Origin of the sequence: Pseudomonas alcaligenes, assembly GCF_041729615.1 — a bacterium.
GTDB classification, from domain to species: domain Bacteria; phylum Pseudomonadota; class Gammaproteobacteria; order Pseudomonadales; family Pseudomonadaceae; genus Aquipseudomonas; species Aquipseudomonas alcaligenes_B.
This window is the reverse complement of record NZ_CP154874.1, coordinates 1,613,810-1,635,984: the sequence shown is the minus strand read 5'-3', so window position 1 is coordinate 1,635,984 and position 22,175 is coordinate 1,613,810. Positions and strand designations below refer to the sequence as shown.

26 protein-coding genes are annotated in these 22,175 nt (G+C 68.2%); 12 read left to right on the top strand and 14 right to left on the bottom strand.

What is annotated here, in order from left to right; genetic code table 11:
- Window positions 1-15: 15 nt before the first annotated feature.
- Window positions 16-930, bottom strand: coding sequence for a histone deacetylase (locus AAG092_RS07960; RefSeq protein WP_373389571.1), 915 nt, complete (start codon window positions 928-930; stop codon window positions 16-18).
- 29 nt (window positions 931-959) lie between these two features.
- On the opposite strand from AAG092_RS07960, the gene AAG092_RS07955 reads away from it, so the two are divergent.
- From AAG092_RS07955 to AAG092_RS07935, 5 genes are all read left to right on the top strand, one after another.
- Window positions 960-1,514 carry a GNAT family N-acetyltransferase gene (locus AAG092_RS07955; protein ID WP_373389252.1) on the top strand — a complete coding sequence of 185 codons (555 nt, stop codon included), beginning with the start codon at window positions 960-962 and terminating at the stop codon, window positions 1,512-1,514.
- Window positions 1,504-3,147 carry a SagB/ThcOx family dehydrogenase gene (locus AAG092_RS07950; protein WP_373389251.1) on the top strand — a complete coding sequence of 548 codons (1,644 nt, stop codon included), beginning with the start codon at window positions 1,504-1,506 and terminating at the stop codon, window positions 3,145-3,147. The genes AAG092_RS07955 and AAG092_RS07950 overlap by 11 nt, the downstream gene beginning before the upstream one ends.
- A complete protein-coding gene (tesB, locus tag AAG092_RS07945) occupies window positions 3,144-4,013 on the top strand; it encodes an acyl-CoA thioesterase II (protein ID WP_373389250.1) in 870 nt (289 codons plus the stop codon). Before AAG092_RS07950 ends, tesB begins: the two co-directional genes overlap by 4 nt.
- Window positions 4,010-4,630 carry an HAD family hydrolase gene (locus AAG092_RS07940; RefSeq protein ID WP_373389249.1) on the top strand — a complete coding sequence of 207 codons (621 nt, stop codon included), beginning with the start codon at window positions 4,010-4,012 and terminating at the stop codon, window positions 4,628-4,630. The genes tesB and AAG092_RS07940 overlap by 4 nt, the downstream gene beginning before the upstream one ends.
- A gap of 91 nt (window positions 4,631-4,721) precedes the next feature.
- Entirely contained in the window at window positions 4,722-5,249 is a 528-nt protein-coding gene (locus AAG092_RS07935) for a Gar/GrdA family gentamicin resistance ATP-binding protein (protein ID WP_373389247.1), read from the top strand.
- Window positions 5,250-5,472: 223 nt separating this feature from the next.
- Here the strand turns inward: AAG092_RS07935 and AAG092_RS07930 are convergent, their stop codons facing one another.
- Together AAG092_RS07930 and AAG092_RS07925 are read right to left on the bottom strand one after the other, a co-directional pair.
- Entirely contained in the window at window positions 5,473-5,934 is a 462-nt protein-coding gene (locus tag AAG092_RS07930; protein ID WP_373389246.1) for an SRPBCC family protein, read from the bottom strand.
- Between the two features lie 98 nt (window positions 5,935-6,032).
- A complete protein-coding gene (locus AAG092_RS07925; protein WP_373389245.1) occupies window positions 6,033-7,859 on the bottom strand; it encodes a long-chain-acyl-CoA synthetase in 1,827 nt (608 codons plus the stop codon).
- Between the two features lie 161 nt (window positions 7,860-8,020).
- Here AAG092_RS07925 and AAG092_RS07920 point away from each other — a divergent pair, with 161 nt between their 5' ends.
- Window positions 8,021-9,031, top strand: coding sequence for an AraC family transcriptional regulator ligand-binding domain-containing protein (locus AAG092_RS07920; protein WP_373389244.1), 1,011 nt, complete (start codon window positions 8,021-8,023; stop codon window positions 9,029-9,031).
- Here the strand turns inward: AAG092_RS07920 and AAG092_RS07915 are convergent.
- The gene (locus AAG092_RS07915) at window positions 9,028-9,900 is read right to left on the bottom strand and encodes a neutral zinc metallopeptidase (RefSeq protein WP_373389243.1); all 873 of its coding nucleotides are present in this window, start codon (window positions 9,898-9,900) and stop codon (window positions 9,028-9,030) included. The two genes, AAG092_RS07920 and AAG092_RS07915, sit on opposite strands and share 4 nt — an antisense overlap.
- Before the next feature lie 69 nt (window positions 9,901-9,969).
- Window positions 9,970-10,401, bottom strand: a complete 432-nt coding sequence (locus AAG092_RS07910) for a DUF411 domain-containing protein (protein WP_373389242.1) — start codon at window positions 10,399-10,401, stop codon at window positions 9,970-9,972.
- Between the two features lie 130 nt (window positions 10,402-10,531).
- Between AAG092_RS07910 and AAG092_RS07905 the strand changes: the two genes are divergently transcribed.
- Complete coding sequence (locus AAG092_RS07905) at window positions 10,532-10,918, top strand: DUF4345 family protein (RefSeq protein WP_110683528.1); 387 nt, start codon at window positions 10,532-10,534, stop codon at window positions 10,916-10,918.
- Window positions 10,919-10,929: 11 nt separating this feature from the next.
- Here AAG092_RS07905 and trmA read toward each other — a convergent pair whose 3' ends face one another.
- Both trmA and AAG092_RS07895 read right to left on the bottom strand, forming a co-directional pair.
- Window positions 10,930-12,015, bottom strand: coding sequence for a tRNA (uridine(54)-C5)-methyltransferase TrmA (gene trmA, locus AAG092_RS07900; protein ID WP_373389241.1), 1,086 nt, complete (start codon window positions 12,013-12,015; stop codon window positions 10,930-10,932).
- Complete coding sequence (locus AAG092_RS07895; RefSeq protein WP_373389239.1) at window positions 12,012-13,310, bottom strand: NCS2 family permease; 1,299 nt, start codon at window positions 13,308-13,310, stop codon at window positions 12,012-12,014. Before AAG092_RS07895 ends, trmA begins: the two co-directional genes overlap by 4 nt.
- Before the next feature lie 199 nt (window positions 13,311-13,509).
- On the opposite strand from AAG092_RS07895, the gene AAG092_RS07890 reads away from it, so the two are divergent.
- Both AAG092_RS07890 and AAG092_RS07885 read left to right on the top strand, forming a co-directional pair.
- The gene (locus AAG092_RS07890; protein ID WP_110683531.1) at window positions 13,510-14,067 is read left to right on the top strand and encodes a DJ-1 family glyoxalase III; all 558 of its coding nucleotides are present in this window, start codon (window positions 13,510-13,512) and stop codon (window positions 14,065-14,067) included.
- The gene (locus tag AAG092_RS07885; RefSeq protein WP_373389238.1) at window positions 14,064-14,513 is read left to right on the top strand and encodes a hypothetical protein; all 450 of its coding nucleotides are present in this window, start codon (window positions 14,064-14,066) and stop codon (window positions 14,511-14,513) included. Before AAG092_RS07890 ends, AAG092_RS07885 begins: the two co-directional genes overlap by 4 nt.
- A 57-nt stretch (window positions 14,514-14,570) precedes the next feature.
- Here AAG092_RS07885 and AAG092_RS07880 read toward each other — a convergent pair whose 3' ends face one another.
- On the bottom strand, window positions 14,571-14,981 hold the full coding sequence (locus AAG092_RS07880; protein WP_373389237.1) for a MerR family DNA-binding protein: 411 nt from the start codon (window positions 14,979-14,981) through the stop codon (window positions 14,571-14,573).
- A gap of 62 nt (window positions 14,982-15,043) precedes the next feature.
- On the opposite strand from AAG092_RS07880, the gene AAG092_RS07875 reads away from it, so the two are divergent.
- A complete protein-coding gene (locus AAG092_RS07875; protein ID WP_373389236.1) occupies window positions 15,044-15,673 on the top strand; it encodes a cation transporter in 630 nt (209 codons plus the stop codon).
- On the top strand, window positions 15,663-15,998 hold the full coding sequence (locus AAG092_RS07870) for a DUF3703 domain-containing protein (RefSeq protein ID WP_373389235.1): 336 nt from the start codon (window positions 15,663-15,665) through the stop codon (window positions 15,996-15,998). The genes AAG092_RS07875 and AAG092_RS07870 overlap by 11 nt, the downstream gene beginning before the upstream one ends.
- Here AAG092_RS07870 and AAG092_RS07865 read toward each other — a convergent pair.
- Together AAG092_RS07865 and AAG092_RS07860 are read right to left on the bottom strand one after the other, a co-directional pair.
- A complete protein-coding gene (locus tag AAG092_RS07865; RefSeq protein ID WP_373389234.1) occupies window positions 15,967-16,671 on the bottom strand; it encodes a glutathione S-transferase family protein in 705 nt (234 codons plus the stop codon). The two genes, AAG092_RS07870 and AAG092_RS07865, sit on opposite strands and share 32 nt — an antisense overlap.
- A 5-nt stretch (window positions 16,672-16,676) precedes the next feature.
- Window positions 16,677-17,078 carry a DoxX family membrane protein gene (locus AAG092_RS07860; RefSeq protein WP_373389233.1) on the bottom strand — a complete coding sequence of 134 codons (402 nt, stop codon included), beginning with the start codon at window positions 17,076-17,078 and terminating at the stop codon, window positions 16,677-16,679.
- Between the two features lie 97 nt (window positions 17,079-17,175).
- Here AAG092_RS07860 and AAG092_RS07855 point away from each other — a divergent pair, with 97 nt between their 5' ends.
- Entirely contained in the window at window positions 17,176-18,048 is an 873-nt protein-coding gene (locus AAG092_RS07855) for a LysR family transcriptional regulator (protein ID WP_373389232.1), read from the top strand.
- Here AAG092_RS07855 and AAG092_RS07850 read toward each other — a convergent pair.
- The 4 genes from AAG092_RS07850 to selO form a co-directional block, all read right to left on the bottom strand.
- Window positions 18,045-18,167, bottom strand: a complete 123-nt coding sequence (locus AAG092_RS07850; RefSeq protein ID WP_146224924.1) for a DUF2474 family protein — start codon at window positions 18,165-18,167, stop codon at window positions 18,045-18,047. The two genes, AAG092_RS07855 and AAG092_RS07850, sit on opposite strands and share 4 nt — an antisense overlap.
- Window positions 18,167-19,171 carry a cytochrome d ubiquinol oxidase subunit II gene (cydB, locus tag AAG092_RS07845; RefSeq protein ID WP_237046388.1) on the bottom strand — a complete coding sequence of 335 codons (1,005 nt, stop codon included), beginning with the start codon at window positions 19,169-19,171 and terminating at the stop codon, window positions 18,167-18,169. The genes AAG092_RS07850 and cydB overlap by 1 nt, the downstream gene beginning before the upstream one ends.
- Complete coding sequence (locus AAG092_RS07840) at window positions 19,168-20,598, bottom strand: cytochrome ubiquinol oxidase subunit I (protein ID WP_373389231.1); 1,431 nt, start codon at window positions 20,596-20,598, stop codon at window positions 19,168-19,170. Before AAG092_RS07840 ends, cydB begins: the two co-directional genes overlap by 4 nt.
- A gap of 101 nt (window positions 20,599-20,699) precedes the next feature.
- Entirely contained in the window at window positions 20,700-22,160 is a 1,461-nt protein-coding gene (selO, locus tag AAG092_RS07835; RefSeq protein ID WP_373389230.1) for a protein adenylyltransferase SelO, read from the bottom strand.
- Between the last annotated feature and the right edge of the window lie 15 nt (window positions 22,161-22,175).

Below are 22,175 nucleotides of genomic sequence, written 5' to 3'. Positions count from 1 at the left end.
TTCGGAGCAGGAAGTTTAGGTCAGGCTTGCCAACACCCGCGCCGCGCTGTGATGGAGGATGCCGTGGCGGCGGGCGAGGACGGCGCGGTCCTTGTCGTAGCCGCCGCCGATCAGGCCGACCACCGGGATGTCGCGCTCCAGGCAATGACGGAACACCGCTTCGTCGCGGGCGGCGATGCCGGCGTCGGTCAGTTGCAGATAGCCAAGGGCGTCGTCCTTGTGCACGTCGACGCCGCCGTCGTAGAGGACGATATCGGGCTGGTACAGGGCCAGCAGGTAGCCCAGGCTGTCGTGCACCACCTTGAGGTAGTCGGCGTCGCCCATGCCGATCGGCAGGCCGATGTCCCAGTCGCTTCTGGCCTTGCGCGCCGGGAAGTTTTTCTCGCAGTGCAGGGATACGGTGATGGCGTCCGGTACGTTCTCCAGCAGGCGCGCGGTGCCGTCGCCCTGGTGCACGTCGCAGTCGTAGATCAGCACCCGGCCGGCGCGCCCGCTCTCCAGCAGGTAGCGGGCGACCACGGCCAGGTCGTTGAAGATGCAGAAGCCGGAGGCCTCGTCGAAATGCGCGTGGTGGGTGCCGCCGGCCAGATGGCAGGCGATGCCGTGGTCGAGTGCCAGCTCGGCGGCCAACAGCGAGCCGCCGACCGCGCGCACGGTGCGCCGGGCCAGCGGCTCGCTCCAGGGCAGGCCGAGGCGGCGCTGCTCCTGGTAGGTCAGCTCGCCGCTGGCGAAGCGCTCGATATAGACCGGGCAGTGGGCCAGGGCGAGCACGTCCGGCGGGCAGATCTCGGGGCGATGCAGCTCGGCGTCGCTCACCAGGCCGCTGTCCACCAGGTGGTCGCGCAGCAGGCGGAACTTCTCCATGGGGAAGCGGTGGTTGGCCGGGAAGGGCGGGCTGTAGTCGTCGTGGTAGACCAGCGGCAGCATAATGAACAACTCACGAATTCGAGCGCCAGTATATGAGCACAACCCTGAGCAGCGAACGCCTGATCCTGCGCCCCTGGCGCGAGGACGATCTCGACGCCCTGGCGCAGCTGTGCGCCGACCCCGAGGTGATGGCGCATTTCCCCGCGACCCTGGATCGCGTCGGCAGCGCCGAGCTGCTCGCCCGGCTGATGGCGCACCAGGCCGAGCATGGCTTCACCTTCTGGGCGCTGCAGCGGTGCGAGGACGCTGCCTTCGTCGGCTTTACCGGTCTGGCGAGGGTCCGCTTCGAAGCGCCCTTCGTGCCGGCGGTGGAGATCGGTTGGCGCCTGGCTCGACCCTACTGGGGCCAGGGTTATGCCCTGGAGGCGGCGCGGCGTGCGCTGCAGTTCGCCTTCGAGGACTTACAGCTGGATGAAGTGGTGTCCTTCACCGTGCCGGCCAACCAGCGTTCCTGGGGCGTGATGCAGCGTCTGGGCATGCGCCGCGATGCGGCCGGCGACTTCGAACATCCGCTTCTGCCCGAGGGGCATCCGCTGCGACCGCACCTGCTCTATCGCATCAGCCGGGAGGACTGGCATGGACGCTGAACGGCAGGTGCGCGCCTATCACGCGCTGAGCAAGCATGCGCCGAACGCCTATGCGCCGGGACCCGGTCACCTGGACTGGGCGACCCAGCCGGCCCCCTTCCGCCGCTATACCGGGGCGCGCCTGATCGAGCTGTGGCAGCGCCCGCTGGAGGAGACGCCAGGCTACGACGCGCCCTTCGCCGGCCCCATCGGCGCGCCGCAGCCGCTCGATCGCGCCAGCCTTTCGCAACTGCTGTACGACAGCCTGGCCCTGTCGGCCTGGAAGGAAGCCGGCGGCAACCGCTGGGCGCTGCGGGTCAATCCCTCGTCCGGCAACCTGCACCCGACCGAGGCCTATCTGCTGTTGCCGCCGGGCAGCCTCGAGGAGGCGGGGCTGCTGGTGCACTACGCAGCGGATGCGCACGAACTGGAGGTGCGCGCCGAGCTGCCGACAGCGCTGGCCGAACAGTTGGCGGCGGCCTTGCCGAATGGCGGCTTCCTGCTCGGCCTGGCCAGCATTCCCTGGCGCGAGGCCTGGAAGTACGGCGAGCGTGCCTATCGCTACTGCCAGCACGACCTCGGCCATGCCCTGGCCTGTGTGGGTATCGCCGCGGCGATCCAGGGTTGGCAGGTGCGCCTGCTGCGCGGGGTGGCCGAGGCACGCCTGGATGGCCTGCTGGGGCTGGAGCGCGAGGGCTTCCACGAGGCCGAACATGGCGACTGCCTGCTGTGGATCGGTCCGGCCGGGATCGGTCCGGCCGGGATAGGCCCTGCACAAGAGGAAGAGTTCGCCCTGCCCGAAGCGCTGCTGCGCGGGCTGGCGGCGCTGGAGCTGCATGGCGCGCCCAATCGCCTGTCGCGCCAGTACCGCGAGTGGCCGGAGCTGGCGCGGGTGCATGGGCTGTGTCGGGCACCGGCCTTGCCGGCCCTGAGCTGGCAGACGCCGAGCGGGCACAGCGGCAGCGACAATCCCGGCCTGCCGCTGCGCCCGATCCTGCACCGGCGGCGCAGCGCCCAGGCCTTCGATGGTCGCTCCGGTATCCAGGCCGAGCTGCTGTTCGCCTGGCTGCGGCGCCTGTTGCCGGAAAATTCGCCGGTGCCCTTCGCGCTGAGCGGCGAGCCGGCGCGGGTCGATCTGCTGCTGTTCGTCCACCGCGTGCAGGGGCTACAGCCGGGGCTGTACTGGCTGGCGCGTTGTGACGGCCAGCCCCAGCCGCAGGGGCTGCGCGGCGATTTCAGCTGGCAACGCGTGCATCAGGAGCTGCCGCTGTACCGCCTGCTGCAGGGCGATGCCCGCGGCCTGGCCGGCTTCCTCTCCTGCGGCCAGGACATCGCCAGCGACGGCTGCGTGGCCCTGGCCATGCTGGCGCGCTTCGATGCGGCGCTGGCCGCTGGCGCCTGGCACTACCCGCGGCTGTACTGGGAGTGCGGGCAGATCGGCCAGCTGCTGTACCTGGAGGCCGAGGCAGCGGGGCTGTCCGGCACCGGCATCGGCTGTTTCTTCGACGATCAGGTGCACGAATTGCTGGAACTGGCCGACAGCCGCTGGCAAAGCCTTTACCATTTCACCATCGGTCGCGCGGTGTGGGATGAGCGCCTCACCAGCGCGCCGGCCTATGACGAATTGCGTGTGCCGCCGAGGAGCGATGTATGAGCCAAGTGCTGGATGATCTGGTGTCCCTGCTGAGCATGGAGCAGATCGAGGAAAACCTGTTCCGTGGGCGCAGCCAGGACCTGGGCTTCCGCCAGCTGTTCGGCGGCCAGGTGCTCGGCCAGTGCGTCTCCGCCGCCAACCAGACGGTGGAGCCGGCGCGCCATGTGCACTCGCTGCACGGCTACTTCCTGCGCCCCGGCGATGCCGGCCTGCCGGTGGTGTACAGCGTCGACCGGGTGCGCGACGGCGGCAGCTTCAGCACCCGGCGCGTCACCGCGATCCAGAAGGGCCAGCCGATCTTCACCTGTAGCGCCTCGTTCCAGGCCGACGAGGAGGGCTTCCACCACCAGCTGGCGATGCCCGAGGTGCCCGGCCCCGAGGGTCTGCCCTCGGAAACCGAGCTGGCGCGCCAGGTGGCGCATCTGATTCCCGAGCGCATGCGCGAGCGCATGACCAGCGACAAGCCGATCGAGATCCGCCCGGTGACGCGCATCAACCCCTTCGCCCCGCAGCCCTGCGAACCGGTGAAGTACGTGTGGTTCCGCGCCGCCGGCGAGCTGCCTGCCGAGCCGCAGCTGCACAAGCTGCTGCTGGCCTATGCCAGCGACTTCAACCTGCTGACCACCTCGATGCAGCCGCATGGCGTGTCGGTGTTCCAGAAATTCATGCAGGTGGCCAGCCTCGACCACGCCCTGTGGTTCCACGGCGACCTGCGCATGGACGACTGGCTGCTGTACGCCATGGACAGCCCCTGGGCCGGCAACGCCCGGGGCTTCTCCCGTGCCAGCATCTTCGACCGCAGTGGCCGCCTGGTGGCCTCCTCGGCGCAGGAAGGCCTCACCCGCCTGCGCGAGGACTGGCGTTGACGGTCGCGGCGCTGCGCGCCTGCCGCCACTGGGTGTTCGACATGGACGGCACCCTGACGGTGGCCGTGCACGACTTCCCGGCGATCAAGCGCGCGCTGGACATCCCCCAGGACAGCGACATCCTCCATCACCTGGCCGCGCTGCCCGCCGCCGAGGCGGCGGCCAAGCACGCCTGGCTGCTGCAGCACGAGCGCGAGCTGGCGCTGGGCTCGGTGGCCGCGCCCGGTGCAGTGGAGCTGGTGCGCCACCTGCACGGGCGCGGCTGTCGCCTCGGCATCCTCACCCGCAACGCCCATGAGCTGGCGCTGCTGACCCTGGCCGCCATCGGCCTGGACGACTATTTCGACAGCCTGGACGTGGTCGGCCGCGACGAGGCGCCGCCCAAGCCGCACCCAGGCGGCCTGCTGCACCTGGCGGCGCGCTGGCAGGTGGCGCCGCAGGCGCTGGTGATGGTCGGCGACTACCGCTTCGACCTCGACTGCGCCCGTGCCGCCGGCGCCCGCGGCGTGCTGGTCAACCTGGCGGACAATCCCTGGCCGGAGCTGGCGGACCTGCACGCGCCGGATTGTGCGCAGTTGCTGGCGCGCATCGGCTGTGCCGAGGGGCTGGCGCTCTAGGCGTCCATGCATCCCGTTACATTTGCGGCAGCGCTCGGCGGGCCTGGCGCAGTACCCTGCGGCAAACGAGCAACCTGGTGACGACAAGCACATGGTCATCCTTCTCAACGGACCGCTGGGGATTGGCAAGTCGACCCTGGCCGAGGCGCTGGCCGAGAGCCTCGACGGGGCGGTGATGCTCGATGGCGACCAGCTGATCGCCATGACCCCGGCGCCGGCCGATGAAGTGGACTACCTGCATGGCATCCTCGCCCTGCTCATCGGCCACCATCGCGCCGCGGGCTACCGCCACTTCGTCATCAGCCACCTGTGGCGCACGGCCGAGGAGCTGGCCGATCTGCGCCGCAGGCTCCTGTCTTTCTACGCTGCGACGGACATTCGCTGTTTTCTCCTCACCCTGCCGCTCGAGGACAACCTGCGCCGCATCCGCCGCCGCCAGAGCGCCCGCGCCCTCGATGAGGCGGAGTTTGAAAGCAGGACTGTTTTGGCTGAGCGAGAACTACTGTTCACGGCAGGTAGCGAAAGCGTGGGTGAGCCTTTTGATGCGTCAGCTTCGCCGGAGGAGTTAGTCGCGAAGCTGCTGATCACTCTTGGAATCGACGGGCGTACAGAGCCCTAGAGTCCGGGACTGACGGATCAATGCTTTGATGGGAGTGCCAGAGTCTTGTTGATTTAATGCTTGCGATATTGAAGTCCAGATATATGGCTATGTATGAGGAGTTGATCTTGGTCGGGTCATTGTCACTCTGTTGATTGTCAATTTTAGCGCCTTTGTGTATCGCTAAGTTTCGCGGTAGATGCTGTCTCTTGTGTCGCTTTTTTGCGCTTTTTATACGTATGTTTCAAGTCGGATATCCCTTTGGAAATTGATCTCGAACAAGGTTGAGCTCAATGCCATGTTCAAGCCATGACTTGAGTCCAGCAAGGACTATTGTGTAGCCCCCTTTTGCATCAACTGCTTGGGATAATATTTTTTCAAGACTCCCTGGGAAGCCCCAGTTAGCTATTTTGATTAAAGTGGCGTCTTCGCCAATAGGTTCAAAATTTAATTCTACTTTAGTTAGATCGGAATCCCATTCGATTAGTATGCGATGGTTTTCCTTCAATTCTTTGACTGTGAGGGTGTCGCTAGCTCCGAACATTTCCCAGTCCCAGCGTACTTTTCTGCCAATTGCAAGGCGGTCGCTGCTTTTCGTGAACCAAAATTTGGTTGTGATTTTTGGATTAATAAATGCTTCGAAACAATCAGCTGCAGAGCGCAGGATAAGCATCTGGGACTCTACTAAAAAGTTGCTAATTTCCATTAAGGCGACTCCAAGCTTTGAGCCAGGCTCTGGTCGTATGTAAAACCAGAGACTGACTAGATTCTGTGTGGTCCAAGCCCCCCTTTAATCTTCGGTCGCTAGTAGCGGTAGCTGCCGGCTAGGATCGCGGCGTGCAGCTCGTCGGTCAGCGGCACATAGCTCGCCGTGCCGGGCAGCCAGGCGTACAGCGGGTCGGCGCAGCGCTGCGGGTCGAACCCCTGTTCCTTGAGCGGTGCCTTCTTGTGCTTGAAGGTGCCGGTGGTCTCCAGCTGCGCGCTCAGGCGCAGGAACAGCGGGATGGCGTAGGCCGGCAGTGCCTGGCGCAGCTGCCCGAGCAGGGCGTGGAAGTCGAAGTCCGCTGCCGCGCAGTCCAGGCGCACGCAGGCCATGCCGGCGCGGCCGTTGGTGCCGGGGATTTCCACGCCGTAGACCACCGTCTCGCTGATGTGCTCGATGCCGTCGAGCACGGCCTCGACCTGGGTGGTGGAGACGTTCTCGCCCTTCCAGCGGAAGGTATCGCCGAGACGGTCGACGAACTGCGCGTGGCGGAAGCCCATGTCGCGCATCAGGTCGCCGGTATTGAACCAAGCGTCGCCCGGCTCGAACACGTCGCGCAGGATGCAGCGCTCGGTGTCACGCGCGTCGGTATAGCCGTGGAAGGGCGTCTTGTCGGTGATCTTGCCCAGTAGCAGGCCGGTTTCGCCCTTGGCCACGCGCTGCAGGCGGCCGTTCTCGCGTAGCGGCGCCTCGCGCTCCTGGTCGTAGCGGACGATGGCGTAGGGGTAGGGCGAGAAGCCCACGGTGTTGTCCAGGTTGAGCAGGTTGGTGAAGCCGATATTGCCCTCGCTGGAGGCATACAGCTCGACCACCCGCTCGACCGCGAAGCGCTGCTTGAATGCCTGCCAGAGACTGGGGCGCAAGCCGTTGCCGACCATCACGCGGATTGGGTTGTCGCCATCCTCGGGGCGCGGCGGCTGGTCGAGCAGGTAGCGGCAGAGTTCGCCGACGTAGCCGAAGGCGGTCGCCCGGTGCCGTTGCACCTCGTCCCAGAAGCGGCTGGCGCTGAACTTGCGCACCATGATCAGCGCCGCCTGGCCTGCCAGCACCGAGCCCCAGCACACCACCATGGCGGTACCGTGGTAGAACGGCAGGCTGACGTACATGCGGTCCGCGCGGCCCAGGCGCACGGCGGCGAAGCCGAAGGCGCCATAGCCCTTGATGAAGCGCCCGTGGTTGAACACCACGGCCTTGGGCAGGCCGGTAGTGCCCGAGGTGTAGATGAAGAAGCACGGGTCGTCGGCGCGCACGGCGCGCTCCAGCAGCGGCGCCTCGCTGGGGTAGTCGTGCAGCGTGGCGGCCGGGTGCAGCCAGCCGTTCGGTGCCTTGCCCGGGTCGCGCCAGGTCGGGCGGTCGGCGAAGTAGAGGCGGGCATCGGCGGGCAGTGCCGTGTCCTCGGCGACTTCGTTGAAGGCCTCCAGCAGCTCCTCGCCGACCAGCGCCATGCGCGGCGCCGCCAGGCCGATGCTGTGCGCCAGCACGCGGCCGCGCTGGCTGCTGTTGATCAGCGCGCTGACCGCGCCGAGCTTGGCGCAGGCGATGACCGCGGCGAGCAGCTCGAAGCGGTTCTCGAACATCAGCGCGGCGCGGTCGCCCTGGCGCAGGCCATGGGCGCGCAGGTAGTGGGCCAGCTGGTTGCTCCAGCGCTCGAGCTCGGCGTAGCTGAGCTGCTCGTCGTCCTGGATCAGCGCCACGCCGTCGGGGTTCTCGCGCGCGGCCGTCTCGACGCAGCGGGCCAGGCTGGCGGGGTAGGCGCCGCGGCTGCGGTTGCCGATGTGCAGGCCCTTGACGATGCCGGGCAGGTCGACGAGCAGGCGGGGCAGGCGGGACAGCAGGCGGGGCAGGGTGATCAGGTCGGCATGGCTCATGGCGCGGACTCCAGGCGGTGCGAGGCACTCGGTGTTGTTGTTTGCCGGCCAATCTAGTCAGTCGCCGCCGCGCTGTTGATAGCCAGGGGTCGCACGAAACTGGCAATTCGTCTCATGCGCGGCGCACAATCGGACTCCTTCGATTGGCGCAAGGAGCCCCCATGTCGCTGCCGAACAGCCCCAGCGCGACCGCCTCGCAACTGCTGGACCTGTACCTGTCGCTGCAGGGTTTCGGCCTGGTCGGCCCGGCGGATCTGCAGGTGCTGGGCATCGAGCTGGAACAGCTGAGGAACCTGGAGATGCGCGTGCCGGTGCGCTGGGCCGTGCATCTCTGGGAGCGCGCGGCCAGTCGCGGGGCGCCGCCGGAGATCGGCCTGCTGGTCGGCCAGCGGCGCGGCCTGCATACCCGCGGGCCGGTTGCCCACCTGGCGGCGCAGAGCGCCACCCTGGGCGAGGCGGTGGAGCTGTTCCGCCGCTACATCCCGGTGATGAGCGAGGGCGAGAGCCTGCGGGTCGAGGCGCTCGGCACGCGCATTCGCGTGCACGTCCTGTTCCATGCCCCGCTGCTCGGGCACGCCGTGGCCTGCGAGCACAGCCTCAGCTCGGCGCTGTGCTGGGCGCGCCAGCTCACGGCGGTGCGCCTGGTACCGCAGGCGGTGGGCTTTCGCCATGCGCCGCTGGCGGCACCGGCGATCTATCGCCAGGTGTTCGGCGTGGCGGTGCGTTTCGGCGAGGACGCGGACTACCTGGAGTTGCTGGCAAGTGACCTGCAGCTGCCGGTGCCGAGCGCCAATGACTACCTCAAGGGCCTGATGCAGCAGCGGGTGAGCGCCATGCAGGCGCAGCTGCCGGCGCAGCACAGCCTGCGCGCCCGGGTGCTGCAGCAGATCGAGCATGGCTTGCCGAGCGGCGAGCTGTCGGTGGCGGGGGTGGCGCGGCGCCTGGGGATCAGTCGGCAGACCCTGCACCGCCACCTGCGCGCGGAGCAGTGCAGTTTTTCCGGGTTGCTGGCCGAAGTGCGCCGCAACTACGCCCTGCAGCGCCTGGCGCAGCCGGGGTGCCGGGTCGAGCAGCTCAGCCGCGAGCTGGGCTTCGCCGAGCCGAGCGCTTTCTACAAGGCGTTCAAGGGCTGGTTCGGCGTTTCCCCCAAGGCCTGGCGCCGGGAGGCCTAGAGCCGGGCCGCCTTGAAGGTGTCGCAGCGCCCCGGCTCACCGTGCTCGAAGCCGGTTCTGAACCAGCGCTCGCGCTGCGCCGAGGTGCCATGGGTGAAGGAGTCCGGCACCACGGTGCCGCGCGACTGTTGCTGCAGGCGGTCGTCGCCGATGGCGTTGGCGGCGTTCAGCGCCTCCTCCAGGTCGCCCGGCTCCAGCCAGTCCAGGCGCTGCTGGGCGTGGTGCGCCCAGACCCCGGCCAGGCAGTCGGCCTGCAGCTCCTGGCGCACCAAGAGGCCGTTGTCGCCCTCCACCCGCTCGCCGCGCTGGCGCGCCGCGTGGACCCTGGCCGAGACGCCGAGCAGGCTCTGTACGTGGTGGCCGACCTCGTGGGCGATCACGTAGGCCTGGGCGAAATCGCCGGCGGCGGCGAAGCGCGTCTCCATCTCGCGGAAGAACGACAGGTCGAGGTACACCTGCTGGTCGCCCGGGCAGTAGAAGGGGCCGACGGCGGCATCGGCGAAGCCGCAGGCCGAGCGCACGCCGCCGCTGAAGAGGATCAGCTTGGGGTCCTGGTACTGCTTGCCGGAGGCCTGGAAGATGGCGCGCCAGGTGTCCTCGGTGTCGCCGAGCACGGCGCGGACGAATTCGCTTTGCGGGTCGTTGGCGGCCGGTGCCCGCTGCTCCTGCACCGGCGCGCCCTGCTGCAGGCCCTGGTTGACCACGTTGCCGAGAATGGTCAGCGGGTCCTGGCCCATCAGCAGGCCGATCACCACGATCACGGCGATGCCACCCAGGCTCAGGCCCTTGCCGCCGCCGAGGCGCATGCCGCGGCCACTGCCGCGGGCGTCGACTACGTTGTCACTGCGTCTGCCGCGTTCCCAGCGCATGGCCGTGCTCCTTTTCTCCGTCCGGGGCTGACAGTGTCGTCCCCGGACGGGCGCGGCGCCAGCGGAGCGTCACTCGGCCGGATAGTCGGCCAGCACGCTCTGCTTGCCGTCCTGGCCCAGGCCGATCACCTGGTAGGCATCCACCCGACCGGTCTCCATGCCCGGCGAGCCGTGCGGCATGCCCGGCACGGCGGCGCCGAGCAGGTCGGGGCGGCCCTGCAGGGCGAGCACGTCGCGGGCCGGTACGTGGCCCTCGACGAACTTGCCGTCGATCACCCCGGTGTGGCACGAGGCCAGGCGCGGCGGTACGCCCAGGCGCTGCTTGACGGCGGCCATGTCGGTTTCGACATGGTCGTTGACCTGGATGCCGTTGGCTTCCAGGTGGCTGATCCAGGCCTTGCAGCAGCCGCAGTTGGCGTCGCGGTGCACGTCCATGGTGACGGGCTCGGCGGCTTGCGCGGAGGCGACGAAGAGCAGGGTGGCGAGAGGCAGCAGGCGCATGGGGGAGTCCTCGATTCTGGCATCAGGTGGCTAGGATAAATCGCCGGGCCGAGCGCGCCCAGGCCGCGACTGTTTCCGTGTGAGTCGCCAGCGCCTATGCTCGCAGCCAGTCCAACCAGGGAGATTGCCGATGCTGCCGGTGCGCCTGTTCCTCATTGTCCAGAGCCTGATCCTCGCCGGCTTCGGCCTGGCCTACTTCGTCCGTCCGCACGAGCTGGCCAACCTCAGCGGCATGCTGCTGATGGCGCCGGCGGCGATCACCGACGTAAGGGCCTACTACGGCGGCCTGCAGCTGGGGCTGGCGGCCTGGCTGGGGCTGGCACTGCTGCGTGGCGAGCTGCTGCGCCCGGCGCTGATGCTGCTGGTGCTGCTCTACAGCGCGCTGCTGCTCGCCCGCCTGGGCGGGCTGTGGCTGGACGGCGGCGCGCAGCAGACCTTCAACCTCTACGCCATGCTGTTCGAGGGCGTCTCCGCCGCGCTGGCGTTCTGGCTGTTGCGCGGGCTGGGGCAGCGTTAGGGATGCTGGGCTCAGCGGCGCTGCAGCAGTACCCCGGCTTCCATGTGATGGGTCCAGGGAAACTGGTCGAACAGCGCCGTCTTCACCACCGCGTGGCTGTCGTGTAGCTGGGCGATGTTGGCGGCCAGGGTCTGCGGGTTGCAGGAGATGTACAGGATGTTGTCGAAGCGCCGGGTCAGCTCGCAGGTGTCCGGGTCCATGCCGGCACGCGGCGGGTCGACGAATACCGTGCCGAAGTCGTAGGCCTTCAGGTCGATGCCGGCCAGGCGACGGAACGGGCGCACTTCGTTGAGGGCCTGGGTCAGTTCTTCGGCGGACAGGCGCACCAGCTCGATGCTGTCGATGCCGTTGCCGGCCAGGTTGGCCAGGGCGGCGTTGACCGAGGTCTTGCTGATCTCGGTGGCCAACACCTTGCGCACCCGGGTGGACAGCGGCAGGGTGAAGTTGCCGTTGCCGCAGTACAGCTCCAGCAAATCATCCTGGCGCTGGCCGAGGGCATCGAAGGCCCACTGCAGCATCTTCTGGCAGACCGTGCCATTGGGCTGGGTGAAGGCGCCTTCCGGCTGGCGGTAGCGGAAGGTGCGACCGGCCACGCTCATCTCTTCCTCGACGTAATCACGGCCGATCACCAGGCGCTGGCCGCGCGAACGGCCGACCAGGCTGACGCCGAGATCAGCGGCGAGGCGCTCGGCCTCGGCCTGCCACTCGGCGTCCAGCGGGCGGTGGTAGCACAGGGTGATCAGCGCATCGCCGGTCAGGGTGGTGAGGAACTCGACCTGGAACAGCTTGAACGACAGGACCCGGCTACCCTGCCAGGCGGCCTTGAGCTGAGGCATCAACTGGTTGATGCGCGCGCTGGCGATGGGGAACTGCTCGATGAGGATCGGCGTGTGCTTGTCGCCCGCCTCGAACATCGCGTAGTGGCGCTCCTCCTGCTCGCGCCACAGGCGGAACTCGGCACGCAGGCGGTAGTGCTCGCGCGGCGAGTCGAACACCTCGGGCTCGGGGGCGGCGAAGGGCGCCAGCAGCTCGCGCAGGCGCGCGACCTTGTCGTCCAGCTGGGCGGCATAGGCCGCCTGGTCACCGATGCGGATCATGCGTTGGCGCCGAAGGCGAACTTGACCACGAAGATCGCGGCGAGGATCACCAGGGCCGGGTTCAGTTCCTTGAAGCGGCCGGCCAGGGCCTTGATCAGCACCCAGGCGATGAAGCCGAAGGCGATGCCGTTGGCGATGGAGAAGGTCAGTGGCATGGCCAGGGCGGTGATCACCACCGGCGCGGCGACGGTGATGTCTTCCCAGTCGATCTCGGCCAGGCCGGAGGTCATCAGCACGGCGACGAACAGCAGCGCCGGGGCGGTGGCGAATGCCGGCACGGTGCCGGCCAGCGGGGCGAAGAACAGCGCCAGCAGGAACAGCACGGCGACCACCATGGCGGTCAGGCCGGTGCGGCCGCCGGCGGCCACGCCCGAGGCGGATTCGATATAGCTGGTGGTGGTGCTGGTGCCCAGCAGCGAGCCGCCCATGGCCGCGGTGCTGTCGGCGATCAGGGCGCGGCCCATCTTCGGCAGGTGGCCGTCCTTGCCCATCAGCCCGGCGCGCTTGGCCACACCGATCAGGGTGCCGGTGTTGTCGAACAGGTCGACGAACAGGAAGGCGAAGATCACGCTGATCATGCCCACTTCGAAGGCGCCGGCGATGTCCAGCTGGAGGAAGGTCGGCGCCAGCGACGGCGGCATCGACACCACGCCGCCGAACGGGGTGACGCCCAGGGCGATGGCGATGGCGGTGACCACGAGGATGCCGATCATCACCGCGCCGGTGACGCGGCGGGCCTCAAGGGCGACGATCAGGAAGAAGCCGAGCACGGCCAGCAGCGGGCCGGGGGCGGTGAGGTCGCCGAGGCCGACCAGGGTGGCCGGGTTGTCCACCACCAGGCCGGCTTCCTTCAGCGCGATCAGCGCCAGGAACAGGCCGATGCCGGCGGCGATGGCCGAGCGCAGCGGCAGCGGGATGCTGTTCACGATCCACTCGCGGATGCGGAAGATCGACAGCAGGAAGAACAGGGTGGCGGAGATGAACACCGCGCCCAGTGCGGTCTGCCAGGTGTAACCCATGTGCAGCACCACGGTGTAGGTGAAGAAGGCGTTGAGGCCCATGCCGGGGGCCAGGGCGATCGGGTAGTTGGCGATCAGGCCCATCACCGCCGAGCCGATGGCCGCCGCCAGGCAGGTGGCGACGAATACCGCGCCCTTGTCCATGCCGGTCTCGCCGAGGATCGCCGGGTTGACGAAGAGGATGTAGGCCATGGTCAGGAAGGTGGTGACACCGGCCAGGATCTCGGTGCGCACGGTGGTGTTGTGTGCCTTGAGTTGGAACAGCTTTTCCAGCATGGTGGGGCTCCCGTTAGGCTGGTGCGGCAAGGTGGGCGGACTGCGCGAAAGCAAAGCACAAAGGCTGCCAACTCGACGAAAAACGAGGGCGGATTCGTGCTTGATCCGGAAAAGCCGCGCACTATACCAGCTCACCCCCGAGCGGTGAATTTATGACCGGACGGACAGCATCGGTTTCCGTTCGGCGAGGAGAACGACCATGACAGCCCGCGCCCTGATCGCCGTCGCCGACGGTGTGGAAGACCTGGAAACCGTGACCCTGATCGACGTGCTGCGCCGCGCCGAGGTGGAAGTGGTGATTGCCAGCATCGAGAACCGCCGCATGTTCACCGCCGCCCGTGGTACCCGGCTGACCGCCGACGCCATGCTGGTCGACGTGCTGGCCCAGGACTTCGACCTGATCGTGCTGCCCGGCGGCATGCCCGGTGCCCAGCACCTGGCCGAGCATGAACCGCTGGCCGACAAGGTGCGCGAGCAGGCCAGGGCCGGCAAGTTGTTCGCCGCCATCTGCGCCGCTCCGGCCCTGGCCCTGCAGGGCTACGGCGTGCTCAAGCAGCGGCGCATGACCTGCTACCCGGCGTTCAGCGATCGCCTGTCCGGCTGCACCTTCGTCGACCAGCCGGTGGTGGTGGATGGCAACTGCATCACCAGCCAGGGGCCGGCGACGGCTCTGGAGTTCGCCCTGACCCTGGTCGAGCAGTTGGTCGGCAAGGGCAAGCGTAGGGCGGTGGCCGAGGCCATGCTGGTGCCGGCGTGAGGACGCTGCTGGCGGCGCTCGCCCTGGCGCTGCTGGCCGGCTGCGCCAGCGAGGCGCGCCTGCCGACTACCGAGCATCGCCTGGGCATCCACCTGGCACGCGGTGCCAGCGCCGAGGGCCTGCAGGCCATGCGCGACCGCCACAGTGGCGTGCGCCTGTGGCTGGCGCCGCAGCCGGTGCTGACCGAGGCGGACGTGCGCCAGGCGGAAATGGCCTTCACCCTCGCGGGCGAGCCGGCCGTGGTGCTGACCCTGAGCGATGCCGGGCGCGCCACCCTGGCCGAGCTGACCCGCACCCATCTGGGCCAGCCGCTGGCCTTCGTGGTCGACGGCGAACTGCGCCTGGCGCCCATAGTCGAGGAGCCGGTGCTCGATGGCCGTGTGGCCCTGACCGGCTTCGATTCGCTGCAGGAAGCGGAAGAGCTGGTGCGCGACTGGAGTCGCTGAGCCCAGTAGCTGGGGCAGGTGTGGCCTGCTTCCCGGATTGCATCCGGGCTACCTGCCTTACAGGCAGCACTCGCGGCTATCCAGCGCCTCCAGCAGCCGACAATGCTCGGCATGGCCGCTGTGACAGCCGGCCAGCTTGCTCAGCTCGGCCTGCATGTTCTGCAGGTCGCGGATGCGTGTGGCGATGGCGTCCAGATGTTCGCGCACCATCTGGTCGGCGCTGGCGCAAGGACTCTCGGGGTGGGCGGCCAGCTCCAGCAGGCTGCGGATTTCCTCCAGGCTGAAGCCCAGCTCGCGGCCGCGGCGGATGAAACGCAACCGGCGCACATCCTCCGGCTGGTAGTGGCGATAGCCGGCAGGGCTACGCTGTGGTGCCGGCAGCAGGCCGCTGCGCTCGTAGAAACGGATGGTTTCCAGGTTCACGCCGCTGTCGCGGGCCAGCATGCCGATGGTGATGGGTTTGCCCATGTTGACTCCGTAGCGACTACAGGGTTTAGCCTAGTCTGCACCTGAACCAAAGGAGATACCAAATGGGTGCTCATTGCTGCGGCCCCGATACCGCTCCCAAGCACGACGACGGTCGCTACCGGCGCATCCTGTGGATAGCGCTGCTGGTCAACCTGGCCATGTTCCTGATCGAGATCGGCGCCGGCCTGCGGGCCGGCTCGGTGTCGCTGCTGGCCGATTCGCTGGATTTTCTCGGTGACGCCGGCAACTACGCCATCAGCCTCTGGGTGCTCGGCATGGCCCTGAGCTGGCGGGCCCGTGCAGCCCAGTTGAAGGCCGTCAGCATGCTGCTGTTCGGCCTCGGCGTACTGGCTGCGGCGCTCTGGCACTGGTGGCAGGGCGGTGTGCCCAGTGCGCCGACCATGGGCCTGGTAGGCAGCCTGGCACTGCTGGCCAACCTCGGTGTGGCGGCGTTGCTGTATGCCTACCGCGAGGGTGACAGCAACATGCGTAGCGTCTGGCTGTGCACCCGCAACGATGCGCTGGGCAACCTCGCCGTGCTGGCGGCGGCGCTCGGCGTGTTCGGCACCGGCAGTGCCTGGCCGGACCTGGCCGTGGCCGCCATCATGGCCAGCCTGGCCGTGCATTCGGCCATCGCGGTGCTGCGTCATGCCGATGGCGAACTCAATGGCGGACACGAGCATGCGCACTGAACTGAAAGCGGCGTTGCAACAGGCCTTCGCCGAAGGCGAGGCGGCGCTGGCGCGCGGCGATCTGGACAGCGCCTACGCCTGGCTGGAACGCGCCCATATCCTCGGCCAGCGCATGCCGCTGCGCCACGCCTGGTCGCACTGGCTGATGCTGCGCGCCGGCTGGCGGGCGCGCGACTGGCGCGAGGTGGCCGGGCAGCTGCCGCGCATCCTCGCCGCATTGCTGTTCTCGCGCCTGTGGGTACCGCTGGGCAACAGCGGGCGGGCGCGGGTCAGCGCGTTCCAGCCGATGCCGCTCAGCGAGGAGCTGCGTCGCCTGCTGGACTGAGCGGCGGGTGCAGCGCGCGCAGCCGCGCGCCCAGGTGGCTGCCCGGCAGCGCCTCGACGAAGTCGCGCAGGCGCTGCGGGTAGTCGGGCGCCACCGCGGCGATCACGCTGGGGCGCCGCAGCAGGGCCTGGCGCCAGGCGTGCAGACGGGCCAGTTGCGGCGGCAGACGCGATTCCGCCAGCAGGTCGAAGACCTCCCAGTAGCGCAGCACCGGGGCGAACAGCGCATCGACCAGGCAGAAGCTCTTGCCGCTGAAGAAGGGCCCCTCGCCGAGCGCCTGCTCCAGCTCCGCGAGGCGTTGGCGCACCCGCTGCAGCGCCTCGTCGAAGCGCTCCGGGGTGGCCCGGTAGAGCGCGGCGATATCGTTCAGCAGGGCCGAGGCGAACTCCATCCAGGCGCGGTGGCGGGCCCGCTGCAGCGGCTGCTGCGGGTGCAGCTTCGGCTCTGCGATCTCCTCCAGGTACTCGACGATGGGCCCGGACTCGAACAGCGTGTATCCGTCGACCCGCAGCAGGGGCACCTTGCCCAGCGGCGACAGGCGCAGGAACCAGTCCGGCTTGTGGGCGAGGTCGATGTCGGTACGGCTGAAGGCGATGCCCTTTTCCGCCATGACGATGGCGGCCCGCTGCACATAGGGGCAGAGCGGGTGGCTGACCAGCTGCAGAGGGAGCATGGCGCTCACCACTTCAGGGCCAGGCGGCCGTCGCCCAGCAGCACGTGCGCCAGCGAGGCGCCGGCCAGGAACAGCGGGTATTCCCAGCCGCCACCGGCATTGCTGAAGACCCAGCCGTTGCCAGCATGGACCCAGATGGCGCCGAACAGGATCGGCAACAGGGCGAGCGAGACCCAGCGGCCGTGCAGGCCCAGCAGGATCAGCAGGCCGCCGAGGCTTTCGGCCAGGATCAGTGGCCAGGCCAGGGCCCCGGGCAGGCCGGTCGCGACCAGCCAGGCGCTCAGCCCGGCGGCGCCATAGGTCAGCAGTTTGAGCAGCAGCCCGTGGCTGAGCCACATGCCGGCTAGGGCCGCGCGCAGGAGCAGCAGGCCGAGGTCGGGGCGAACGGAGAGGGTGAGCGTGGACATGGCGACTCCCGAGCGAGTGATGGATGGCCAGTCTGCGCTTTGCGTGGATGCCTGAAAATTTGCATTATCTGCATTTGTCTTATGCGGAAATGCACAGATGGACTGGAGCGATCTGCAGTTCTTCCTCGCGGTTGCCCGGCACGGCTCGCTCAGTGCCGCCGCCCGCCAGCTCGGGGTCAACCACAGCACCGTGCTGCGCCGGCTGCAGCACTTCGAGCAGGGGCTGGGAGTCGCCGTGTTGCAGCGCCAGTCCGGGGGCTATGTGCTGACCCCGGCCGGGGACGAGCTGGTGGCGCGGCTGGGCGGCCTGGACGAGCAGATCAGCGGCGCCGAGCGCCAGGTGCGCGGACTGGAGCAGCAGATCCGCGGCAGCATCCGCCTGACCTCCACCGACACCCTGTTCGCCAGCCTGCTCACGCCGCTGCTGGCCGACTTCCAGCGCCTGCACAGCGCCGTCAGCCTGCAGCTGGTCAGCCGCAACGAGTTCCTGCGCCTGACGCCGCGGGAAGCGGACATGGCGGTACGCGGCACCCACGAGCCACCCGAGCATCTGCTGGGGCGTTGCGCCGGGCGCATCCAGACCGCGCTCTACGGCTCTCGCGACTACCTGGCGAGAATGGGTGAGCGGTCCTTGAGCGAGCACCTGTGGGTCGGCCTCGATGAGTCGCTGGCGCACCTCAAGCAGGCCGCTTGGCTGTCCGAGCATGTGCCCGCCGGACAGGTGGTGGCGCGCAGCGACAGCCTGGTCGGCATGCTGCAGTGCGTGCGCCAGGGCATGGGGCTGGGGCTGCTGCTCTGTCCGCTGGCCGAGGGCTGCGCCGAGCTGGTGCGGCTGGCGGAGCCCCGGCCCGAGCTGGATACGCCGATCTGGATTCTCACCCACCCCGACCTGCGCCGGGTGGGGCGTATCCGCGCGCTCTCTGACTTCCTCTACGAACGCCTGAGCGGCGATCCGCGCCTGGCCCACTAGGCCAGGCCCATGCCCCACTTGATGACATAGGCGAGCAGGCCGACGGCCGCCACGCCGCCCAGCCAGAGCAGTACGAACCAGGCCAGGCGCTTGGCCAGCGGTTGTTTGACCTCGTGCATCAGTGATAGCCCTCGCCGACCTTGACCTTGCCGCGGAACACCCAGTAGCTGTAAGCGGTGTAGATCAGGATGATCGGCACCATGAACACCACGCCGACCAGGGCGAAGGCCTGGCTGCTGGCGGGCGCCGAGGCCTCCCAGATGCTCACCGCCGGCGGGATGATGTTCGGCCACAGGCTGATGGCCAGGCCCGTGTAGGCCAGGGCGATCAGCGCCAGGGTCAGCACGAAGGGCTGCCAGTCGATCTTCAGGTGCACGGCGCGGACGATGCCGAGGATGGTCACCGCCACCAGGGTCGGCACCGGTATGAAGTAGAACAGGTTGGGCAGGGTGAACCAGCGCTGGGCGATGCTCTCATGGGCCAGCGGCGTCCAGATGCTGACCACAGCGATGAACAGCAGCAGCAGGCTGGTCAGCGGCAGCATCAGCTTGTACATCTTGTGGCGCAGCTTGCCCTCGGTCTTCATCAGCAGCCAGGCGCAGCCGAGCATGGCGTAGCCGGCCACCAGGCCGGCGCCGCAGAACAGCGGGAAGGGCGCCAGCCAGTCGAAGGCCCCCCCGGCGAACTGCCGATTCTCCACCTTGATCCCTTCGATAAAGGCACCGAGCACCACGCCCTGGGCGAAGGTGGCGACGATCGAGCCCCAGATGAAGGCGGCGTCCCACACATGGCGGGTGCGCTTGGCCTTGAAGCGGAACTCGAAGGCCACGCCGCGGAAGATCAGCGCGATCAGCATGATCAGCAGCGGCAGGTAGAGCGCCGTGAGCACCACCGAGTAGGCCAGCGGGAAGGCGGCGAACAGCCCGGCGCCGCCCAGCACCAGCCAGGTCTCGTTGCCGTCCCAGATCGGCGCCACGGTGTTCATCATGGCGTCGCGCTCGTCCTTGTCACGGAAGAAGGGGTAGAGGATGCCGATACCCAGATCGAAGCCATCCATCACCACGTACATGAAGATGCCGAAGGCGATCACCCCGGCCCAGATCAGCGGCAGGTCGATGCTCATGGGCGTTGCTCCTGTTCGTCTTCGACACTGTCTTCGGCGGCCGACAGTGGGCGCGACGGCGTACGCGAGTGGCCCGGGCCACCGGCTTCGGCGGGTTCATGGGCATGCAGCAGGCCCAGCACCGGGCCCTTGCGCATCATGCGCAACAGGTAGGTGATGCCGACGCCGAACACGGCGAGGTACACCACCACGAAGATGCTCAGCGACACGCCCATCTGCGTGGCGCTGTGGTTGGACACCGCGTCCGAGGTGCGCAGCAGGCCGTAGATCACCCAGGGCTGGCGGCCGACCTCGGTGGTCACCCAGCCGGCGAGGATGGCGATCAGCCCGGACGGGCCCATCAGCAGCATCAGGCGCTGGAAACCGCGCGCCTCGTACAGCCGGCCGCCACGGCGCAGCCACAGGCCGATGACGCCGCAGAGGATCATCGCCAGGCCCAGGCCGACCATCACGCGGAAGCTCCAGAACACGATCGGTACGTTGGGCCGGTCCTGCGGCGCCCATTCCTTGAGGCCCTTGATCTCGCCGTCGAGGTCATGGGTGAGGATCAGGCTGGCCAGGCGCGGGATGCCGATGGCGTAGTGGGTGGTTTCCGCCTGCATGTCGGGGATGCCGAACAGCAGCAGCGGCACGCCGCGGGAGGTTTCCCAGTGACCCTCCATCGCCGCCACCTTGGCCGGCTGGTATTTCAGGGTGTTGAGGCCGTGCAGGTCGCCGATGAAGGCCTGCACCGGCGCCACCAGCAGTGCCATCCACAGCGCCATGGAGAACATCATGCGGGTGGCCTCGTCGCGCTTGCCCTTGAGCAGGTGCCAGGCCGCCGTGGCGCCGACCACGAAGGCGGTGCTGAGGAAGGCCGCCACCGCCATGTGCGCCAGGCGATAGGGGAAGGACGGGTTGAACACGATGTCCCACCAGCTTTCCGGGTAGAACACCCCGTCGACCAGGCTGTGACCCTGCGGAGTCTGCATCCAGCTGTTCGAGGAGAGGATCCAGAAGGTCGAGATCAGCGTGCCGATGGCCACCATCAGGGTGGCGAAGAAGTGCAGGCCACGGCCGACCTTGTTCATGCCGAACAGCATGATCCCGAGGAAGCCGGCCTCGAGGAAGAAGGCGGTGAGCACCTCGTAGGTCAGCAGCGGGCCCATGATGCTGCCGGCGGCGGTGGACAGCCCGGCCCAGTTGGTGCCGAACTGGTAGCTCATCACCACGCCGGAGACCACGCCCATGCCGAAGGTCACGGCGAAGATCTGCAGCCAGAAGCGGTACAGGTCGTAGTAGACCTCGCGCTTGGTTTTCAGCCACAGGCCCTCGAGCACGGCCAGGTAACTGGCCAGGCCGATGCTGATGGCGGGAAAGATGATGTGGAAGGAGATGGTGAAGGCGAACTGCAGGCGCCCCAGCTCCAGTGCATCGAGGCCGAACATGATGGGCCACTCCGGAAATTGATCTGGATCAATACTCCGTCAAGCGGGACCTGGGGCGTAGTCGGCGGATTGTCGCATTGGGCAATTTGTCGCAGCGCTGCTCAGGACGAGCAGCTGATCTCCAGGTGCTTGCCCCATTCCGGCGGGCGCTCGGTGTAGCGCTGCATGCCCGGCTGTTCCTCGAAGGGGCGCGCCAGCACGGCGTGCAGTTCGCGCACCGGGCCGTAGTCGCCCTGTTCGGCGGCGGTGATGGCGTTCTGCGTCAGGTAGTTGCGCAGCACGTAGAGCGGGTTGACCGCGTGCATGCGTGCCTGACGTTCCTGCTGGGTGCCGCCCTCCTGCTCGACGCGGGCCTGGTAGTCGCGGCCCCACTGGTCGAAACCGGCGAGGTCGGCGAAGTCCTCGCGCAGCCGCGCCAGGGCCGCTGCCGGCGCCTGCTCGCCGAGGCGACGGAAGAACAGCGAGTAGTCCACCGCGCTGCCCTGCATCAGTTGCAGCAGGCGCTCGACCAGCGCCGCGTCGCGTTCGTCGGCCGTGGCCAGGCCCAGGCGGCGGCGCATCAGGTCCAGGTAGTGGGCCTGCTGCAACGGCAGGAACAGGCCGAGCGTCTCGCGCAGCTGCTCCACGGCGACGAAGGGAGTCAGCGCCTGGGCCAGGGCGGCCAGGTTCCAGTGGGCGATCGGCACCTGGTTGGCGAAGCTGTAGCGCCCCGTGTCATCGGAGTGGTTGCAGATGTGATTGGCGTCGAAGTCGTCGAGGAAGGCGTAGGGGCCGTAGTCGAAGGTGATGCCGAGGATCGACATGTTGTCGCTGTTCATCACCCCGTGGCAGAAGCCGTAGGCCTGCCACTGGGCGATCAGCGCAGCGTTGCGCTCCAGCACCTCGCGGAACATGGCCGCCCAGGGGTTCTCCGCCGCCAGGCAGTCGGGGAAATGACAGGCCAGCACGTGCTCGCCGAGTTCGCGCAGGCGCTCGTGCTGGTTGCTGTAGTAGAAGTACTCGAAATGACCGAAACGCACGTGGCTGGGCGCCAGGCGCAGCAGCATGGCGCCGCTCTCCTGGCGCTCGCGCCACACCGGGGTGCTGGAGCCGGTGACGCACAGGGCGCGGCTGGTGGGAATGCCGAGGGCGTACAGGTATTCGCTGGCGAGGAATTCGCGGATCGATGAGCGCAGCACGGCGCGGCCGTCGCCCATGCGCGAGTAGGGCGTCTGCCCGGCGCCTTTGAGGTGCAGGTCCCAGTGCTCGCCGGCAGCGTTGACCACCTCGCCCAGCAGCAGGCCGCGACCGTCGCCCAGGCGCGGGTTGTAGACGCCGAACTGGTGCCCGGAATAGACCATGGCGCGCGGCTCGGCCTCGCTCCACAGCTTGTGCCCGGAGAACAGCTGGGCGAACAGCTCGGTGTCGGCCTCGCTCGGGTCGAGGTCGAGCAGGGCCATGGCCGCCGGGCTCGCCACCACCAGGCACGGCTCGTCCAGCGGTTCGGGCAGCACGGGGCTGGAGAAGGCGTCGCCCAGGCGGGCAAAGCGGTTATCGAAGACGAGGTCGGCGAGGGCTTTCAACGGCGGGCTCCAACG

Bases quoted from the DNA above. Each gene is read 5' to 3' on its own strand.
- AAG092_RS07930 (WP_373389246.1), bottom strand. From the start codon at position 5,934: ATGGAAATTAGCAACTTTTTAGTAGAGTCCCAGATGCTTATCCTGCGC.
- tesB (WP_373389250.1), top strand. From the start codon at position 3,144: ATGAGCCAAGTGCTGGATGATCTGGTGTCCCTGCTGAGCATGGAGCAG.
- AAG092_RS07905 (WP_110683528.1), top strand. From the start codon at position 10,532: ATGCTGCCGGTGCGCCTGTTCCTCATTGTCCAGAGCCTGATCCTCGCC.
- AAG092_RS07890 (WP_110683531.1), top strand. From the start codon at position 13,510: ATGACAGCCCGCGCCCTGATCGCCGTCGCCGACGGTGTGGAAGACCTG.
- AAG092_RS07860 (WP_373389233.1), bottom strand. From the start codon at position 17,078: ATGTCCACGCTCACCCTCTCCGTTCGCCCCGACCTCGGCCTGCTGCTC.
- trmA (WP_373389241.1), bottom strand. From the start codon at position 12,015: ATGATCCGCATCGGTGACCAGGCGGCCTATGCCGCCCAGCTGGACGAC.
- AAG092_RS07895 (WP_373389239.1), bottom strand. From the start codon at position 13,310: ATGCTGGAAAAGCTGTTCCAACTCAAGGCACACAACACCACCGTGCGC.
- AAG092_RS07865 (WP_373389234.1), bottom strand. From the start codon at position 16,671: ATGCTCCCTCTGCAGCTGGTCAGCCACCCGCTCTGCCCCTATGTGCAG.
- AAG092_RS07935 (WP_373389247.1), top strand. From the start codon at position 4,722: ATGGTCATCCTTCTCAACGGACCGCTGGGGATTGGCAAGTCGACCCTG.
- AAG092_RS07880 (WP_373389237.1), bottom strand. From the start codon at position 14,981: ATGGGCAAACCCATCACCATCGGCATGCTGGCCCGCGACAGCGGCGTG.
- cydB (WP_237046388.1), bottom strand. From the start codon at position 19,171: ATGAGCATCGACCTGCCGCTGATCTGGGCCGGGGTGATCGCCTTCGGC.
- AAG092_RS07915 (WP_373389243.1), bottom strand. From the start codon at position 9,900: ATGCGCTGGGAACGCGGCAGACGCAGTGACAACGTAGTCGACGCCCGC.
- AAG092_RS07850 (WP_146224924.1), bottom strand. From the start codon at position 18,167: ATGCACGAGGTCAAACAACCGCTGGCCAAGCGCCTGGCCTGGTTCGTA.
- AAG092_RS07955 (WP_373389252.1), top strand. From the start codon at position 960: ATGAGCACAACCCTGAGCAGCGAACGCCTGATCCTGCGCCCCTGGCGC.
- AAG092_RS07840 (WP_373389231.1), bottom strand. From the start codon at position 20,598: ATGTTCGGCCTCGATGCACTGGAGCTGGGGCGCCTGCAGTTCGCCTTC.
- AAG092_RS07950 (WP_373389251.1), top strand. From the start codon at position 1,504: ATGGACGCTGAACGGCAGGTGCGCGCCTATCACGCGCTGAGCAAGCAT.
- AAG092_RS07920 (WP_373389244.1), top strand. From the start codon at position 8,021: ATGTCGCTGCCGAACAGCCCCAGCGCGACCGCCTCGCAACTGCTGGAC.
- AAG092_RS07855 (WP_373389232.1), top strand. From the start codon at position 17,176: ATGGACTGGAGCGATCTGCAGTTCTTCCTCGCGGTTGCCCGGCACGGC.
- AAG092_RS07910 (WP_373389242.1), bottom strand. From the start codon at position 10,401: ATGCGCCTGCTGCCTCTCGCCACCCTGCTCTTCGTCGCCTCCGCGCAA.
- AAG092_RS07870 (WP_373389235.1), top strand. From the start codon at position 15,663: ATGCGCACTGAACTGAAAGCGGCGTTGCAACAGGCCTTCGCCGAAGGC.
- AAG092_RS07875 (WP_373389236.1), top strand. From the start codon at position 15,044: ATGGGTGCTCATTGCTGCGGCCCCGATACCGCTCCCAAGCACGACGAC.
- AAG092_RS07925 (WP_373389245.1), bottom strand. From the start codon at position 7,859: ATGAGCCATGCCGACCTGATCACCCTGCCCCGCCTGCTGTCCCGCCTG.